Source organism: Albidovulum litorale (genome assembly GCF_025751495.1).
Lineage (GTDB): Bacteria > Pseudomonadota > Alphaproteobacteria > Rhodobacterales > Rhodobacteraceae > Albidovulum > Albidovulum litorale.
The window spans coordinates 342827-358943 of record NZ_JAOWKZ010000001.1; the positions used below are offsets into that span (position 1 = coordinate 342827).

Here is a 16117-nt window from a genome sequence, read left to right on the forward strand (position 1 = left end):
ATCAGCCCCCAATCGCCCAGCGGGCCCAGAAGCCGCCGAGCACTTCGAATTTCGCGAGGAACGAGACGAGTACGACCCAGCCGATCGACAAGGGCAGGAACACCTTCCAGCCGATCCGCATGAGCTGGTCGTAGCGGTAGCGCGGGACGATGGCCTTCACCATCGCGAAGAAGAAGAAGAACACCCACATCTTGGCGACCATCCACCACCAGCCATCCGGCAGGAACGGGATCGGGCTCAGCCAGCCACCGAAGAAGAGAAGCGACATCAGCGCGCACATCAGGAAGATCGCGATATATTCGCCCGCCATGAAGAGGAGGTAGGGGGTCGAGGAATACTCGACCATGAACCCGGCGACGAGTTCCGATTCCGCTTCCGGCAGGTCGAAGGGCGGGCGGTTGGTCTCGGCCAGCGCCGAGATGAAGAACAGGACCACCATCGGCAGATGCGGCAGCCAGTACCAGTTGAAGAGCCCGAGATTGCCGTCTTGCGCCGCGACGATGGCGGAGAAGTTCATCGAACCGGTTGAGATGATCACCCCGATGATGATCAGGCCCAGCGAGACCTCATAGGAAATCATCTGCGCAGCCGAGCGCAAAGACCCGAGGAACGGGTATTTGGAGTTCGACGCCCAGCCGCCCATGATCACGCCGTAGACCTCAAGCGAGGAGACGGCGAAAACAAAGAGGATGGCGACGTTGATATCGGCGAGAACCCAGCCCGGATGGAACGGGATCACGGCCCAGGCCAGCACCGCCAGCACGAAGGAGAGCATGGGTGCCAGGAAGAAGACGAACTTGTCGGCCCCGGCGGGCACGACGATTTCCTTGACCACATATTTCAGCGCGTCGGCCACCGATTGCAGCAGGCCGAAGGCGCCAACGACGTTCGGGCCCTTGCGCATCTGCACCGCCGCCCAGATCTTCCGGTCGCCATAGACGAGGAAGAGAAGCGACAGCATCACGAAGGCGATGATGCCCAAGCCCTGCACGAGAATAAGAAGGAACGTGCCCAGTGGTGTTGCCAGAAACTCTGCCATATCTGTCCCCAGTTCCGTCCTTCTTCAGACCGTTGGTATGCCGCGCGCGGCGCAATCGGCCGCCGTCACGCCTGCGTCGATCGTCTTCGCGCCACGGGGCAGTGCCGGCGTGATGCTGTAAACAGCATCCGCGCTCCAAACGCCACCCTCTTCGTTCACATAAACCCGCACCTTGCGGGCAAAACCGTATTCTTTTTCCATCGCATAGCCTGCGACGACACAGGTCACGTAATCCTCGACCTCAGCTTCATCGGCGGCGTTCTCCATCGTCACGAGAAAACCGTAGAGATCGTCGCCAAGCCCGACCGGATCGGCCCCGCGATAGACCGGTTCGCGCATCTCGGCCCTGGTCTCGGCACAGGCCGAGAGCCCACCCGAAAGGGCGAGTGCAAGAACCGGTATCGCAGGCCAGATCCGCATGCTTACTCCGCCGCCATCGGTTTCTCGCTGCGCGCCTTCGCCATGGCGGAAAGCTCGGCCATGATCTGGGACGCGCGGGCGATCGGGTTCGTCAGGTAGAAGTCAGCGACCGCACCGACGAAACTCGCCTTGCCCATCGCCTTGGTTTTCAGCGGCTGCCACTCGTTTTCCGCCACCTGATCGATCTGCCCAAGATGCGGATTCGCGGCGACCAAAGCCTTCCGCAGGCCTGCCAACGTGTCCCAAGGCTGAGTCGCACCAAGCTCGGCAGACAGCGCCCGCAGGATCGCCCAGTTCTCCTTCGCATCGCCGGGTGCAAACCCGGCCCGCATGGCAAGCTGCGGCCGCCCTTCGGTGTTGACGAACAGGCCGTTTTCTTCCGTGTAGGCGGCGGCGGGCAGGATGATATCGGCGCGGTGTGCGCCCCTGTCGCCATGGCTGCCCTGATAGATGACCGTTGCACCGGCAGCGATCTCCACCTCGTCGGCGCCAAGGTTGTAGATCACATCGGCACCTTCGATGGCCTTGGCCAGCCCGCCCTCGGTCACCGCGCCAACATCCATCGCGCCGACGCGCGCGGCGGCGGTGTGCAGCACCATCAGTTTCGACTTCGTCGCCTCAGCCAGCTTCATCGCATGGGCCAGAACCGCCTCGCCATCGGCCTCGCGGATCGCGCCCTGACCGACGATGACGACCGACGGCGCATCGAGAACCGCGTCGAACTTGTGGTCGAGAAGGCCGGCCAACGCCGCCCGGTCGGTACCGACATGGGCATAGTCATAGGTCAGATCGACCGCCTCACCGACCAGCCCCACCTTCGCGCCATGGGTCCATGCCTTGCGGATTCGGGCGTTCAGCACCGGCGCTTCGACACGCGGGTTGGTACCGATCAGCTGAATGAACTTCGCGCAGTCGATATCCTTGATGGTCGCCGTGCCGACATAGGCCGAGCGATTGCCTTCGGGCAGTTTTGCCCCATCGGTACGGCATTCGACGGTACCGCCCTGCCCTTCGATCAACTGCTTGAGACTGAACGCAGCCTCAACCGGGGCCAGATCGCCGATCAGGCCTGCAACCTTCTTGCCCTTCATCGCAGTCGCAGCGGCAGAGAGCGCCTCGGCCCAGTTCGCCTTACGCAGCTTGCCGTTTTCGCGGATATAGGGCGTGTCGAGCCGCTGGCGGCGGAGCCCATCCCAGACGAACCGGGTCTTGTCGCTGATCCATTCCTCGTTCACGCCGTCATGGTTGCGCGGCAGGATGCGTTTCACTTCGCGCCCCTTGGTGTCGACGCGGATCGACGACCCGAGCGCGTCCATCACGTCGATGGTCTCGGTCTTGGTCAGCTCCCAAGGCCGCGCGGTGAAGGCATAGGGTTTCGAGGTCAGCGCACCGACCGGGCAAAGGTCGATGATATTACCCTGAAGATTGCTGTCGAGCGTCGTGTTCAGATACGACGTGATCTCTGCATCCTCGCCCCGTCCGGTCTGACCCATCTGGGTGATGCCCGCGACCTCGGTCGTGAAGCGCACGCAGCGGGTGCAGGAAATGCAGCGGGTCATGGTGGTGGCCACCAGCGGGCCCAGATCGAGGTCTTCGGTCGCCCGCTTCGGCTCCCGGTAGCGGCTGAAGTCCACGCCGTAAGCCATTGCCTGATCCTGCAAATCGCATTCCCCGCCCTGATCGCAGATCGGGCAATCGAGCGGGTGGTTGATCAGGAGGAACTCCATCACGCCCTCGCGGGCCTTTTTGACCATGGGCGAGTTGGTCTTGATCACCGAAGGCTCGCCATTCGGGCCGGGCCGCAGGTCGCGGACCTGCATCGCGCAAGATGCGGCAGGCTTCGGCGGGCCACCGACCACTTCCACCAGACACATCCGGCAGTTCCCGGCGATGGAGAGACGCTCGTGATAGCAGAAACGCGGGATCTCCACCCCGGCCTCCTCGCAGGCCTGAATCAGCGTCATCGAGGGATCGACCTCGACTTCAATGCCGTCGATGATGATCTTGCGGAGGTCGGACATCAGGTATTCTCCGTGGAAGTGCGGGTCGCCGATGGGGCCACCGGCGGCCAGGCCATGAAGGCCAGAACAAGAAGCGGTGCGAGCGAGAGCACCGTTGGAATGAGAAAGGCAAAGGCCATGCCGCCGCCCCCGTAGAACGCGCCAAACAGCGCGCGGCCCAGAAGCGCGCCAAGGACCGGCGCGGCGCACACGGCAAGGATAGCCCCCCGGAATCCCGCCTTCTGGAAGACGATCACGTAGAGGACCGAGGCGATCAGCGGGCCGAGGAGAGAAAAGATCATCATGCCGAGCCCTCCGCCTTGCGCGCCATCAACGCCTTGAAATCATAGGTATCTTTCGTAGGGCCGTCAGCCTGAAGCCGATCAAGCCGGTCTAGCCCCTCGCGTAGGGTCGGAATGTGACCGGCGGAGATCGTCCAGATCACATAGGTCTTGTGATCTTGCGGTTTGAACCATTCCGACCGGCGCTTCAGGAACGCGCCATGAACTGTCCGGTGGACGAAGGCTTCCAGATCCTCCGGTGTCTCCCAGACTGACATTGTCCAGAGGGCGCACGGGTCGCCATCATACAGATTGACGGTTTGGGTCTCGCGTTCGGCCTCCTCGGGCAGGCAGCGCCAGACAAAGCCCTTGGACCGCTCGGCAACCGCGTTCAGCCTCTCCGAGTTGTCGGTGAACCCGGCCGTCCGCGGGTCGTCCAGCGGGTGCCAGAGCTGCCCGATGTTCAGTTCCGCGATATGCTGGGTAACCGGATTCATAACTACTCCGCCGCCATCGCGCCCGTACGGCCCGTCCGCTGGGCCTTGATGCGGTCCTCGATCTCGTCGCGGAACTGGCGGATGAGGCCCTGGATCGGCCAGGCAGCGGCGTCGCCGAGGGCGCAGATCGTGTGGCCCTCGACCTGCTTGGTCACATCCATCAGCATGTCGATTTCCTCGACCTCGGCCTCGCCGCGCACCAGCCGGTCCATGACCCGCATCATCCAGCCGGTGCCTTCGCGGCAGGGCGTGCACTGGCCGCAGCTTTCATGCTTGTAGAATTTCGACAGCCGCCAGATCGCCTTGATGACATCGGTCGACTGATCCATCACGATCACCGCCGCCGTGCCGAGGCCGGAACGCTGTTCGCGCAGCCAGTCGAAATCCATGATCGCGTCGTCGCATTGTTCGGCGCGCAGCATCGGGACGGACGACCCGCCCGGGATCACGGCCTTGAGGTTCTTCCAGCCGCCGCGCACACCGCCACAATGCTTTTCCAAGAGTTCCTTCAGCGGAATCGACATCGCCTCTTCGACGACGCAGGGGTTGTTCACATGACCCGAGATGCCGAAAAGCTTTGTCCCGGTATTGTTCGGACGCCCGAAGGAAGCGAACCAGTCCGGGCCCCGGCGCAGGATCGTCGGCACCACCGCAATCGATTCCACGTTGTTCACCGTGGTCGGGCAGCCATAAAGCCCCGCCCCCGCCGGGAATGGCGGCTTCATGCGCGGCATGCCCTTCTTGCCCTCAAGGCTTTCCAGCAGCGCTGTTTCCTCGCCGCAGATATAGGCGCCCGCGCCATGGGCGAGATAGATGTCGAAATCGAAGCCTGACTTGCAGGCATTCTTGCCGACAAGCCCCGCGTCATAAGCCTCATCCATCGCGGCCTGAAGCGCCTCGCGCTCACGGATATATTCGCCGCGGATATAGATGTAGCAGGCATTGGCACCCATCGCGAAGGACGCAATCAGGCAGCCTTCGATCAGCGTGTGGGGATCATGGCGCATGATCTCCCGGTCCTTGCAGGTGCCGGGCTCGGATTCATCCGCGTTTACAACGAGGTAGGAGGGACGGCCGTCCGATTGCTTGGGCATGAAAGACCATTTGAGGCCCGTGGGAAAGCCCGCGCCACCCCGCCCGCGCAGACCGGAGGCCTTGACCTCTTCCACAATCTTGTCGCGGCCCCGCGCGAGGATCTCTTTCGTGCCGTTCCAGTGCCCGCGCTTCTTCGCACCGGCCAGTGAGCGGTCATGCATCCCGTAGAGATTGGTAAAGATCCGGTCCTGATCTTTCAGCATCTTAAGTCCTCAATTTCCCTCGGGCCGCTTCTGCCGCCGCCAGATCCGCCATGTTACGACCAGCGCCCAGATGAACGCGGCCAGTGCGGCCAGGTCGAAGAGGAAGACAAAACGGGTTTCCCAGCCCGCCTTCCCGCCCAGCCATTGCGCGCCGAGCCATAGGATCATGGTCGCGGTGATCACCACCGCCACCATCCGCGCCTCTTTGGCAAGGCGCATATCCCCTTGGTTCGGTTTCGTCATTCACACCTCAATAGACGCCACCTTTGGTGACGCGCTTCGAAAACTCGGTCTCGCCACCCTTGGCCAGAACCCTCGCCTGCTTCACCCATTCATCGCGGGTGATGCGGCCGTGAAAGCCCACGATCAATGCATCGACATGGGCGATGTCCTTCGCCTTCCAGCTTGCGATCTGGTCGAAATGCCAGACGCCGACCTCGTTCAGCAGCGCTTCCAGCTTCGGGCCGACGCCCTTGATCTGCTTCAGGTCATCGGCTTTGCCGCCGCGCGGCGCTTTCAGAAGCTCGGGCGCATCCGGCACCGGATCGTCCTTTGACTTGGCCAGCGCCGCGTCGAGCGCAGAGGCGGTTGCCGCCTTCTTCGGTGCGGGCTTGTCCTTGACAGGTTTCTTCGCGGCGGGTTTGGCCGCTTTCGGTTTCTTCGTCGCGGCTGGTTTTTTCGCCTTCGCGGGCGTCTCGGACTTCGGTTCCTTCGACACCGTCACGGCGTCGGTGGTGCCGACCAAGGGCGCCGCCGGTGTAACCGTTTCCTTCGCTGCCACGGGCGCAGGCTCAGGCGCTTCCACAGGCTCAGGCTTTCCGGCAGTTTGGGCCGGGGAAGCAATTGCTCGCGTTTCATCGACCTTCGTGCAGAAAGCCCAGCCAAGGAACAGGCCAAGAGCGGCGGCAAAGATCGCGCCAATCAGAAGCGCCGAAAGAACAGCGTATTTGGCAACGACGATGAGCATGAGCGCCACCAGCGCGCCGCCCGCTATGGCGACCCACCAGACGTTCCTGCGACATTCCGCGCTGCTCATCCCTGTCATCCCTCGTAATCCCCGTTCTTGTTACCTGCTCAGTAGACGTCGCCTTTCTTTACACGTTTGGAGAACTCGGTTTGGCCGCCCCCGGCCAGAAGCTTGGCCTGTTCGATCCAGCCATCGCGGCTGGCACGGCCCTTGAACCCTTCGATATTGTCATCGACCCAGGCCAGTTCCGCCTCGGTCCAGGCCGCGACCTGATCGAAGTGGTAAAAGCCCATGCCGTTCAGCATTTCTTCCAGCTTCGGACCGACGCCCTTGATCATCTTCAGATCGTCCGCTCCGCCCTTGCGCGGTGCTTTCATCACGCGCGGCTTCTTTCCCTTAGAGGGCACCGGTTCACCCTTCGAGATGGCCTGCGCCGCCTGCACGGTCACACCGGTCGCATCGGCTGGCTTGCCCTTCGCGGGCTTCGGTTCCTTCACCTTGCCCTTTGCGGGCGTCGCGGGCGCGGCCTTCGCGGCCTTGCCGAGCCACGGCGTCAGCAGCGGCACCTCGGTCCCGTCGATGCGCTTGATCGTATCGCCGATATCGACGGCACGCTGAACCGAACCGTTGTATTTCGCCCGGCCCTTTTCGTACTCCTTCAGGCTCGTAAGCCCGCTCTTCGGCTCGGACGCATAGCGGCCGTTCTGCGGGCCCGGTACCGGCACCTTGCCAGCGGCCATGTCATCGAGGAGCTTTGACAGGCTCTCGGCTGTCAGATCCTCGTAATAATCCTTGCCGATCTGGGCCATGGGCGCGTTGGTGCAGGCGCCGAGGCATTCGACCTCTTCCCAGCTGAACTTGCCGTCAGCCGAAAGCTGGTGGGCATTCGGCGCGATCTTTTCGCGGCAGACCCGGATCAGGTCCTCTGCCCCGCAGATCATGCAGGAGGTGGTGCCGCAAATCTGGATATGGGCAACCGAACCAACGGGTTGCAGCTGGAACATGAAGTAGAAGGTCGCCACTTCCAGCGCCCTTATATGGGCCATGCTGAGCATATCGGCGACATGCTCGATCGCAGCACGGGAGAGCCAACCCTCTTGCTCCTGCGCGCGCCAGAGAAGCGGGATGATCGCCGAGGCCTGACGGCCCTCGGGATACTTCGTGATCTGCCCCTTCGCCCAGGCGAGGTTCGCAGGCGTGAATTCAAAAGAGGCGGGTTGTTCGTGGTGAAGGCGACGAAGCATTTATTCAGCCTCTGATTTTACTATTTTCAGAACTTCAGCTGGCTCTTCCGAGGTCGGTCTGAAGTAGGGGATAAAGATTTCCTTAGATCCGTAACGCAGCGCGTTACCAACCGGAGCAGCCAAATCCACGTTCAAAGGAAACGCAGCACCGTTCGGATCGTGGGTCATGATCGAAACACTGTCCCCATATCTAATAAACCCACTGGTTAGCTCGTTGAACTTGCTCGCGGTCCAAGCAGCCAAAGCCACAGCCCCTGCAAAAAGTGCGCCAGCCAACCACGCTAGATTCTTTACTAGCGATATCTTCCCGTTGAGGGAGTCGATTGAGTTCGTATCCGTCACCGATCAATCTCCCCGAACACGACATCCATCGTGCCGATGATCGCCGCGACGTCGGCCAGAAGGTGGCCCTTGGCCATCCAGTCGATCGATTGCAGATGCGGATAGCCGGGGGCGCGGATCTTGGCGCGGTAGGGTTTGTTGGACCCGTCGGCGACAAGGTAGACGCCGAACTCGCCCTTGGGCGCTTCGATGGCGGCATAGACCTCGCCCGCGGGGACGTGGAAGCCCTCGGTGTAAAGCTTAAAGTGATGGATCAGCGCCTCCATCGACCGCTTCATCTCGCCCCGTTTCGGCGGGGTGATCTTGCCGCGCGCCAGCACGTCGCCCTTGCCGTCGGGCGCGCGCAGCTTGGCAATGGCCTGATGGATGATGCTGGTCGACTGGCGCATCTCTTCCATGCGGCAGAGGTAGCGGTCATAGCAGTCGCCGTTCTTGCCGACAGGGATCTTGAAGTCGAACTCGTCGTAGCATTCGTAGGGCTGTGCGCGGCGCAGGTCCCAGGCCATGCCGGACCCCCGAACCATGACGCCGGAATAGCCCCAGCGCAGCACGTCTTCCTCATGCACGATGCCGATATCGGCGTTGCGCTGCTTGAAGATGCGGTTTTCGGTCAGAAGCCCGTCAAGGTCGTCGATGACCTTCGGGAACTCGGTCGCCCATTCCTCGATGTCATTGAGAAGGTCGTCCGGCAGGTCCTGATGCACGCCACCCGGGCGGAAATAGGCGGCGTGAAGCCGCGCGCCGCAGGCCCGCTCGTAGAAGACCATCAGTTTTTCACGTTCCTCGAAACCCCAAAGCGGCGGCGTCAGCGCGCCAACGTCGAGCGCCTGCGTGGTCACGTTCAGAAGGTGGTTCAGGATGCGGCCGATTTCGGAGAACAGCACCCGGATCAGCTGCCCCCGGCGCGGCACGACGGTGCCGGTCAGCTTTTCGATGGCCAGACACCAGGCATGTTCCTGGTTCATCGGCGCGACATAGTCGAGCCGGTCGAAATAGGGCAGGTTCTGCAGGTAGGTGCGGCTTTCCATCAGCTTTTCGGTGCCGCGATGCAGAAGGCCGATATGCGGGTCGCAGCGTTCCACGACCTCGCCGTCAAGCTCCAGCACCAGCCGCAAAACACCATGCGCCGCAGGGTGTTGCGGTCCGAAGTTGATGTTGAAGTTGCGGATCCGCTGTTCGCCGGTCAGCGCGTCTTCATAGCCTCTGGAACCGTCCATCATCTCATGCCCCTGCCATCGCCGCACCCCAGCCCCGGGGCATCTGCCCGAGCTTTGATGCGACATAATCGTATTGCGGGCGAAGGAACTCCGCCGCGCGATGTATCTGCTCCGCCGTCATCGGCACCGGAATGCCGACATGCGCCCGGCTGTCGTACTGCCCCGGCATGGCCCGGATGCCGAGAAAGGCACAAAGCCGTTGGACCGCCTCATCCGAGAAAAGCTCCTCATAGGTGCAGAGGAACACCTTCTCGGGGTCGAGCGCCTGTTCGAGCTTTTCCAGCGTCGCGCGGTAGTCGCCGCGTTCAACGATGTGATCTTCCTGCCCGTCGAGCGCCTTGTCAAAGATGCGCGCGGCGCGTTCGGGGATATCACCGCCATCCTTGCTGCGGCGCTTGGCAATCATTCGGACATGGCTCCAGAGCCGGTCCACAGGGTCACGCATCAGATAGACGAACCGGGCATCGCCCGCGATCTCGGCCATGTGGGCGAGACATTTGGCCGATAGAAGCGAATAGCAGGGAGTGATGTCGCCGACGACGCTTTCCTTGTCACGGCCATCGTGAAGGAAGGCGAGATAGGCGGTTTCGTCGCCCTCACGCAGAATGCCGGAATAGACCCCGATTTCGGCCAGATGCAGGCTCGCCCAGCCGTTCACCCCGTCCTGCCCGCCCGCGATCTTGCGACCAAGCGAGGCGCCGGTGTTTTCGAACTGCTTCAGATGCCAGTCGCGGCTGCCTTTTTCGTGGCTGTCGAAGAAATGCAGTTCCTTGATCGACCGAAGGTAGCAGTCGGGATGCGCGGCGAGATAGCGGTAGAGCCATGAGGTCCCCGCCTTCGTCGCACCGATCCCGTACATGACCACCGGTCTGGCCATCAGCCCTTGGCCCCCTGCTTTTCATCGCCCGGAAGGATGTATTCCGCGCCCTCCCAGGGCGACATGAAATCGAACTGCCGGTAGTCCTGGACCAGTTTCACCGGCTCATAGACCACGCGCTTCAGCGCCTCGTCGTAGCGCACTTCGGTATAGCCGGTCGTCGGGAAGTCTTTCCTTAGCGGATAGCCCCGGAAGCCGTAATCGGTGAGGATGCGGCGCAGGTCGGGATGGCCGGAGAAGATGATGCCGAACATGTCGAACACTTCCCGCTCGAACCAGTTGGCCGAGGGGTGGATGTCGGTGATCGACGGCACCATATCTTCTTCGCGGGCCTGAATGCGGACTCGGATGCGGGCGTTCTGGTACATCGACAGGAAGTGATAGACCACATCAAACCGGGCTGGGCGCTCGGGGTAATCCACCGCCGTGATATCGACGAGCGTCGAGAACCGGCAGGACCGGTCGGAGCGCAGGAATTCGATGAAATCTTTCAGACCGGCGAGCGTTACCGTGACGTTCAGTTCCCCGAACGCGATCTCGGTCGCGACCACCTCATCTGGGCGCTTGAGCTCGATATGGGCGGCGATTTCCTGAAGGGCTTCGGACATAGGGAACCTCCTCAGCGAACCAGAGTGCCGGTGCGGCGGATCTTCCGCTGCAATTGCAGGATGCCATAAAGCAGGGCTTCGGCGGTCGGCGGGCAGCCGGGCACATAGATGTCAACGGGCACGATCCGGTCGCAGCCGCGCACCACCGAATAGCTGTAGTGATAATAGCCGCCGCCATTGGCGCAGGATCCCATGGAGATCACGTAACGCGGCTCTGGCATTTGGTCGTAGACCTTGCGCAGAGCGGGTGCCATCTTGTTGGTCAGCGTTCCCGCCACGATCATCAGGTCGGACTGGCGCGGGCTTGCGCGCGGCGCGGTGCCGAAGCGCTCAAGGTCATAGCGCGGCATCGAGGTGTGCATCATCTCGACCGCGCAGCAGGCAAGGCCAAAGGTCATCCAGTGCAAGGAGCCGTTCCGCGCCCAGTTGATGATGTCCTCGGTCGTCGTCAGCAGGAAGCCCTTGTCCTGCAATTCCCGGTTTAGCGTCTGCGTCGCGACCTCACGGTCGGCGCCGGCGGTATTGGCAGAGGTCATCACGCCCATTCCATCGCCCCCTTCTTCCATTCATAGGCAAAGCCGATGGTCAACACGGCAAGGAACACCATCATCGACCAGAACCCGACCATCGAAATGTCCTTGAACGCTACTGCCCAGGGAAAGAGGAAGGCCACTTCCAGATCGAAGATGATGAAGAGGATCGAGACGAGGTAGAAGCGCACGTCGAATTTCATGCGCGCGTCGTCGAAGGCGTTGAAGCCGCATTCATAGGCCGAAACCTTCTCCGGATCGGGGCTGCGGACGGCGAGAATTGCGGCCGCGAGGATCAGGACAAGGCCGAGGCCGACGGCCATGGCGAGGAAGATGAGGATGGGAAGATATTCTCTGAGCTGATCGTCCACCGTTGGCTCCTTCGTCCCGCGCGCGTGCGACACGCGTCATATGGCTCTCGCCCGTTTACTCCCCCGCCCGGACGGGGTCAACCAAAGGCGGGCCGCATTCTGTCGTGTAAGACACGGAAAATGTCGGGTCTGGCGGGCAGTTAACGCTACCCTCCCACGCGGCGGCGGTTCGATTTTGTCGATTTTCTCAGGTTTTCCAGGCCGGGGCCCGCTTGTCGAAGAAGGCGGCGATTCCCTCGGCAGCCTCGGGGCTTTCCCAGCGCCTTACAAGCGCGCCAATGGTTTCGGCGATCATTGCCTCATCGATCCGGGGCCCGAGCTTCCGCGCCAGCGCCTTGGCCTCGGCCACGGCGCCCGGTGCGCAGGCAAGGTATGGGGCGACTTCGGTCTCGATGGCGTCGTCGAGATCCTCGGGATCGACCGCGCGGGCCAGAAGGCCCAAAGTCACAGCCTCTTCCGCACCGAAAAGCCGTGCCGACATGAAAACCCGCCGCGCCATCGCCTCACCCAGCCGGGCGAGCACATAGGGGCCGATGGTCGCCGGGATCAGGCCAAGCTTCGTCTCTGTCAGGCCGAACCGGGCGCCCGCCACGCCGATGGCCACGTCGCAGACCGAGGCCATGCCGACCCCGCCGCCAAAGGCGTTGCCCTGAACGCGTCCGATCACCGGCTTCGGGCAGGTGTTGAGCGCGTTCAGCATCATGGCAAGCTTCGTCGCTTCCCGCGCGCGGGTCGCCCCGTCCGCCGCCATCTGCTCGCGCATCCAGCCGAGGTCCCCACCCGCGCAGAAACTGTCGCCTGCGCCGGTCAGTACGATCACCCTGACGGCCGGGTCGCTGCCCAGCCGTCCCGCCGCTTCGGTAAGCTCGGCAATCATGGTTGCCGAAAGCGCATTATGCTTTTCCGGCCGGTTGAGCGTCAGCCGCGTGACACCACGGTCGTCGCAGTCAAGTGAAAGCGTCTCATACATCATGCACCCCGCATGTTACGTGCCAGCGCGCCCGCTTCGGCCAGAACCGCCATATCCAGTCCCGTCTGGTAACCCAGTGCCGCAAGATGCGCGGCGACCGCCTCGGTCGCTACATTGCCCGCCGCGCCGGGCGCATAGGGGCAACCGCCAAGGCCGCCAACAGCCGCATCAAAGACCCTGATCCCACGCGCGAGAGAGGCGTCGATATTGGCCAATGCCCTGCCCGCCGTATCGTGGTAGTGACCTGCGAGCCGATCGGGTGGCAATTCGTTCAGCACATCCGTCAACATCGCGTCGACGGTTTCGGGACGTCCCTGACCGATCGTGTCGCCAAGGCTGATCTCGTAACAACCCATATCGCGCAAATCTGCTACAACCCGCGCAACGGCCGACGGGGCGATCCGTCCATCATAGGGACAGTCCGTCACCACCGAGACATATCCTCGGACCGGGATGCCATCTGCCTTGGCGGCGTCGGCAACGGGCTTGAAGCGCTCAAGGCTTTCGGCGATGGTGCAATTCAGGTTGGCTTTGGAAAACCCTTCGGAGGCCGAGGCAAAGATCGCCACCTCATCGGCATGGGCGGCCTTTGCGCCCTCATAGCCTTTCATATTGGGTGTCAGCGCCGCGTAACGAACCCCCGCCCTGCGGGTGATCCCGGCCAGCACCTCGGCGCTGTCGGCCATCTGCGGCACCCATTTCGGGCTGACAAAACTCGCCACCTCGATCCGTCGGAATCCGGCCCGACTGAGAAGATCGACAAGCGCGATTTTTTCCGCCGTCGGAATGATGCGCTTTTCGTTCTGAAGCCCGTCGCGCGGGCCCATCTCGACGATCTCGACGACCTCACTCATCCCAGGCCTCATAAAAATCGCGCTTGTAAAGAAGGTCGGCCTTCTTCGGCGGCAGCGCCTTTTGGAACGCAGGGCGCGCGGTCACCCGGCCGTACCACGCCGTCAGCGCGGGAAAAGCGTCCGTCTTCGCGAAATGCCGCGCCATGTAGAGCGCTTGTGCCACACCGATATCAGCAGCGGAAAAACCGCGACCCAACAGATGCTCCCGCCCGATCAGCCGCCGCTCCAGCGCGCCATAGCATTTCTCGATCCGCTTCGCCTCCAGCCGCATCACGACCGAACTGCGCATCGTATCGTCATAGAGCGCGATATGCTGCTGCGTCAGTGCGGCGGTGTGCTGGCTGATCGTCTCGGCGAAATGCACCCAGATCAGCCAGTCGGCGCGCTCAGGATCGCCCGGTGCGCGCCCAAGCCCCTTGTCGGGAAATCGCTCGCAAAGGTATTCGGTGATCGCTCCGCTTTCCCAGATCACCCGGTCGTCGATTTCCAGCGCTGGCACCCGGCCCGCCGGGTTGACCGAGAGATAGTCAAGGGATCGCAGCGACTTGTCGAACGGATGCACCACCACATCGAACTTCACGCCCAACTCATGTAAGAGCCAGAGCGAGCGCATGGAACGTGTCTGGTGGCAGTGATGCAGGCGGATCATGCCTCTTCTTCCTCCAGCCGCACGAGCGCCGCACCTGCCTCGACCTGCGCGCCGGGCGTCACCAGCACTTCGGCCACAGTGCCGTCACGCGCGGCGGTGAGCGTGTGTTCCATCTTCATCGCTTCCAGCACCGCCAGCCGATCACCCGCCGCGACCGCCTGCCCGGCTTGAACGTATACCGCCTTGACGAGCCCCGGCATCGGCGACAGCGTCAGCCCCCCGCCCGCCGCAGCGCTTTGCCGGTCAAGGGAATCGGTCAGACCGAAGTGATACGCCCCCGGCCCGAAGACCGAAACCGTGCCCGGCGTCAGAACGATCCGAGCGCCCGAGGGGCGGCCATTCACCCACCACGCGCCCGCGGTCATACTGCAATCGGCTTTTTCATCATCAATCGAGACACGGGCCCGGCACGGCCCCAGAACCTCTATAAGCGCTGTCATCCCGTCGAGTGCAACCGTGCGCTTCAACGGGGCCCAGAGCGTGAAGCCGGACATGGGTGCGCCGCCTTCGGCGAGCCCCGCCGCGCCCAAAGCCGCAAGGGCACGGACGGCGAGGTCCGGCGCAGCAGCCTCGGTCAATGGACCGAGGTCGCGGGCGATGAGGCCGGTATCGACATCGCCCGCGCGGAAGCCTTCGTGCCGGGCAAGGGCTGCAAGGAACGAGAGGTTCGTGACCGAGCCCGCAACCTCGGTATCTTCAAGCGCCGCGCGGAGTTTCGAGAGCGCAATGGCGCGGGTGGCCCCGTGAACGATGACCTTGGCGATCATCGGGTCATACCAGGGGCTGATCGTATCGCCGGGCCGCACACCGGTATCGGCACGGGCGCCTTCGGGGAAATGGAGATGCGTCAGCGTGCCGGTCGCAGGCAGGAACCCCGCAGGCACATCCTCGGCATAAAGCCGCGCCTCGAAGGCGTGGCCTTTGAGCGGGATATCCTCCTGCTGCGAGGTCAGAGGTTCGCCGCTGGCGACGCGCAACTGCCATTCCACCAGATCGATGCCGGTGATCGCCTCAGTCACCGGATGTTCTACCTGAAGCCGCGTGTTCATCTCCATGAACCAGAAACGGTCGGGGCGCAGACCATCTGAGCCGTCGACGATGAACTCGACCGTGCCCGCCCCCTTGTAGCCGATGGCCTCAGCTGCACGCACCGCCGCCTGCCCCATCGCCGCGCGCATCTCTTCGGTCATGCCGGGCGCGGGCGCTTCCTCGATCACCTTCTGGTGCCGACGCTGGAGCGAGCAGTCGCGTTCATAAAGGTGCACAGCACGGGTGCCATCGCCGAAGACCTGCACCTCGATGTGGCGGGGCTTCTGGACGTATTTTTCGATCAGAACGGCGGGATTGCCGAAAGCGGTCTCGGCTTCTCCTCGTGCGCTTGTCAGCTTCTCGTCGAACTCCTCCGGGCGCTCCACGAGCCGCATGCCCTTGCCGCCGCCACCCGCGACTGCCTTGATGAGGACCGGGTAGCCGATGGTGTCGGCGGCCCCGGCCAGATGCTCGGGGTCCTGATTGTCGCCGTGATAGCCGGGCACGACGGGAACGCCCGCCTCTTCCATCAGCGCCTTGGCCGCATCCTTGAGGCCCATCGCCCGGATCGCTTTCGCCGAGGGACCAATGAAGGTCAGACCCGCGTTCTCAACCGCCTCGACGAAACCTGGGTTTTCGGACAGGAAGCCGTAACCGGGGTGGATCGCCTCTGCGCCGGTGGCCTTCGCCGCCGCGATGATCTCGTCGCCCTTCAGGTAGCTGTCCTTCGGCGCCGGTCCACCAATATGCACCGCTTCATCGGCCATAGCGACATGGCGGGCGGTGGCGTCCGCATTGGAATAGACCGCGACCGTTGCAACGCCGAGGCGGCGGCAGGTGTCGATCACACGGCAGGCGATCTCACCCCGGTTGGCGATCAGGATCTTGTTGAACATGCATCCGTCCTTTCGGCGTCGCCGGGTG

The 16117-nt window shown here is 63.0% G+C and carries 19 protein-coding genes; all 19 read right to left on the bottom strand.

The window, feature by feature from the left end; all coding sequences use genetic code 11:
* Position 1: 1 nt before the first annotated feature.
* A complete protein-coding gene (gene nuoH, locus OEZ71_RS01725; protein WP_263738198.1) occupies positions 2–1039 on the bottom strand; it encodes an NADH-quinone oxidoreductase subunit NuoH in 1038 nt (345 codons plus the stop codon).
* Positions 1040–1063: 24 nt separating this feature from the next.
* Positions 1064–1459: a hypothetical protein gene (locus OEZ71_RS01730; RefSeq protein WP_263738199.1), complete on the bottom strand. Its 396-nt coding sequence runs from the start codon at positions 1457–1459 to the stop codon at positions 1064–1066.
* Between the two features lie 2 nt (positions 1460–1461).
* Entirely contained in the window at positions 1462–3480 is a 2019-nt protein-coding gene (gene nuoG, locus OEZ71_RS01735; protein WP_263738200.1) for an NADH-quinone oxidoreductase subunit NuoG, read from the bottom strand.
* Positions 3480–3764 carry a hypothetical protein gene (locus tag OEZ71_RS01740; RefSeq protein ID WP_263738201.1) on the bottom strand — a complete coding sequence of 95 codons (285 nt, stop codon included), beginning with the start codon at positions 3762–3764 and terminating at the stop codon, positions 3480–3482. Before OEZ71_RS01740 ends, nuoG begins: the two co-directional genes overlap by 1 nt.
* Entirely contained in the window at positions 3761–4237 is a 477-nt protein-coding gene (locus tag OEZ71_RS01745; RefSeq protein WP_263738202.1) for a DUF3291 domain-containing protein, read from the bottom strand. Before OEZ71_RS01745 ends, OEZ71_RS01740 begins: the two co-directional genes overlap by 4 nt.
* 2 nt (positions 4238–4239) lie before the next feature.
* Entirely contained in the window at positions 4240–5535 is a 1296-nt protein-coding gene (gene nuoF, locus OEZ71_RS01750) for an NADH-quinone oxidoreductase subunit NuoF (protein WP_263738203.1), read from the bottom strand.
* Positions 5536–5544: 9 nt separating this feature from the next.
* The gene (locus OEZ71_RS01755; RefSeq protein WP_263738204.1) at positions 5545–5778 is read right to left on the bottom strand and encodes a DUF5337 domain-containing protein; all 234 of its coding nucleotides are present in this window, start codon (positions 5776–5778) and stop codon (positions 5545–5547) included.
* Positions 5779–5785: 7 nt separating this feature from the next.
* On the bottom strand, positions 5786–6571 hold the full coding sequence (locus OEZ71_RS01760) for an NADH:ubiquinone oxidoreductase (RefSeq protein ID WP_263738205.1): 786 nt from the start codon (positions 6569–6571) through the stop codon (positions 5786–5788).
* Between the two features lie 38 nt (positions 6572–6609).
* Positions 6610–7746 carry an NADH-quinone oxidoreductase subunit NuoE gene (gene nuoE / locus OEZ71_RS01765; RefSeq protein WP_263738206.1) on the bottom strand — a complete coding sequence of 379 codons (1137 nt, stop codon included), beginning with the start codon at positions 7744–7746 and terminating at the stop codon, positions 6610–6612.
* A complete protein-coding gene (locus OEZ71_RS01770; protein WP_263738207.1) occupies positions 7747–8088 on the bottom strand; it encodes a hypothetical protein in 342 nt (113 codons plus the stop codon). It abuts the gene before it with no gap.
* The gene (locus tag OEZ71_RS01775; RefSeq protein ID WP_263738208.1) at positions 8085–9305 is read right to left on the bottom strand and encodes an NADH-quinone oxidoreductase subunit D; all 1221 of its coding nucleotides are present in this window, start codon (positions 9303–9305) and stop codon (positions 8085–8087) included. Before OEZ71_RS01775 ends, OEZ71_RS01770 begins: the two co-directional genes overlap by 4 nt.
* 4 nt (positions 9306–9309) lie before the next feature.
* Complete coding sequence (locus OEZ71_RS01780; RefSeq protein ID WP_263738209.1) at positions 9310–10182, bottom strand: sulfotransferase family protein; 873 nt, start codon at positions 10180–10182, stop codon at positions 9310–9312.
* A complete protein-coding gene (locus OEZ71_RS01785) occupies positions 10182–10790 on the bottom strand; it encodes an NADH-quinone oxidoreductase subunit C (RefSeq protein ID WP_263738210.1) in 609 nt (202 codons plus the stop codon). Before OEZ71_RS01785 ends, OEZ71_RS01780 begins: the two co-directional genes overlap by 1 nt.
* 11 nt (positions 10791–10801) lie before the next feature.
* Complete coding sequence (locus tag OEZ71_RS01790) at positions 10802–11335, bottom strand: NuoB/complex I 20 kDa subunit family protein (RefSeq protein WP_263738211.1); 534 nt, start codon at positions 11333–11335, stop codon at positions 10802–10804.
* Positions 11326–11691, bottom strand: a complete 366-nt coding sequence (locus OEZ71_RS01795; RefSeq protein ID WP_263738212.1) for an NADH-quinone oxidoreductase subunit A — start codon at positions 11689–11691, stop codon at positions 11326–11328. Before OEZ71_RS01795 ends, OEZ71_RS01790 begins: the two co-directional genes overlap by 10 nt.
* Before the next feature lie 187 nt (positions 11692–11878).
* Positions 11879–12661, bottom strand: a complete 783-nt coding sequence (locus OEZ71_RS01800) for a crotonase/enoyl-CoA hydratase family protein (protein WP_263738213.1) — start codon at positions 12659–12661, stop codon at positions 11879–11881.
* Positions 12661–13515, bottom strand: a complete 855-nt coding sequence (locus OEZ71_RS01805) for a hydroxymethylglutaryl-CoA lyase (RefSeq protein ID WP_263738214.1) — start codon at positions 13513–13515, stop codon at positions 12661–12663. Before OEZ71_RS01805 ends, OEZ71_RS01800 begins: the two co-directional genes overlap by 1 nt.
* Positions 13508–14164 (bottom strand): glutathione S-transferase family protein, encoded by a 657-nt coding sequence (locus OEZ71_RS01810; protein WP_263738215.1) that lies wholly within the window; start codon positions 14162–14164, stop codon positions 13508–13510. Before OEZ71_RS01810 ends, OEZ71_RS01805 begins: the two co-directional genes overlap by 8 nt.
* A complete protein-coding gene (locus tag OEZ71_RS01815) occupies positions 14161–16089 on the bottom strand; it encodes an acetyl-CoA carboxylase biotin carboxylase subunit (RefSeq protein WP_263738216.1) in 1929 nt (642 codons plus the stop codon). The genes OEZ71_RS01810 and OEZ71_RS01815 overlap by 4 nt, the downstream gene beginning before the upstream one ends.
* Between the last annotated feature and the right edge of the window lie 28 nt (positions 16090–16117).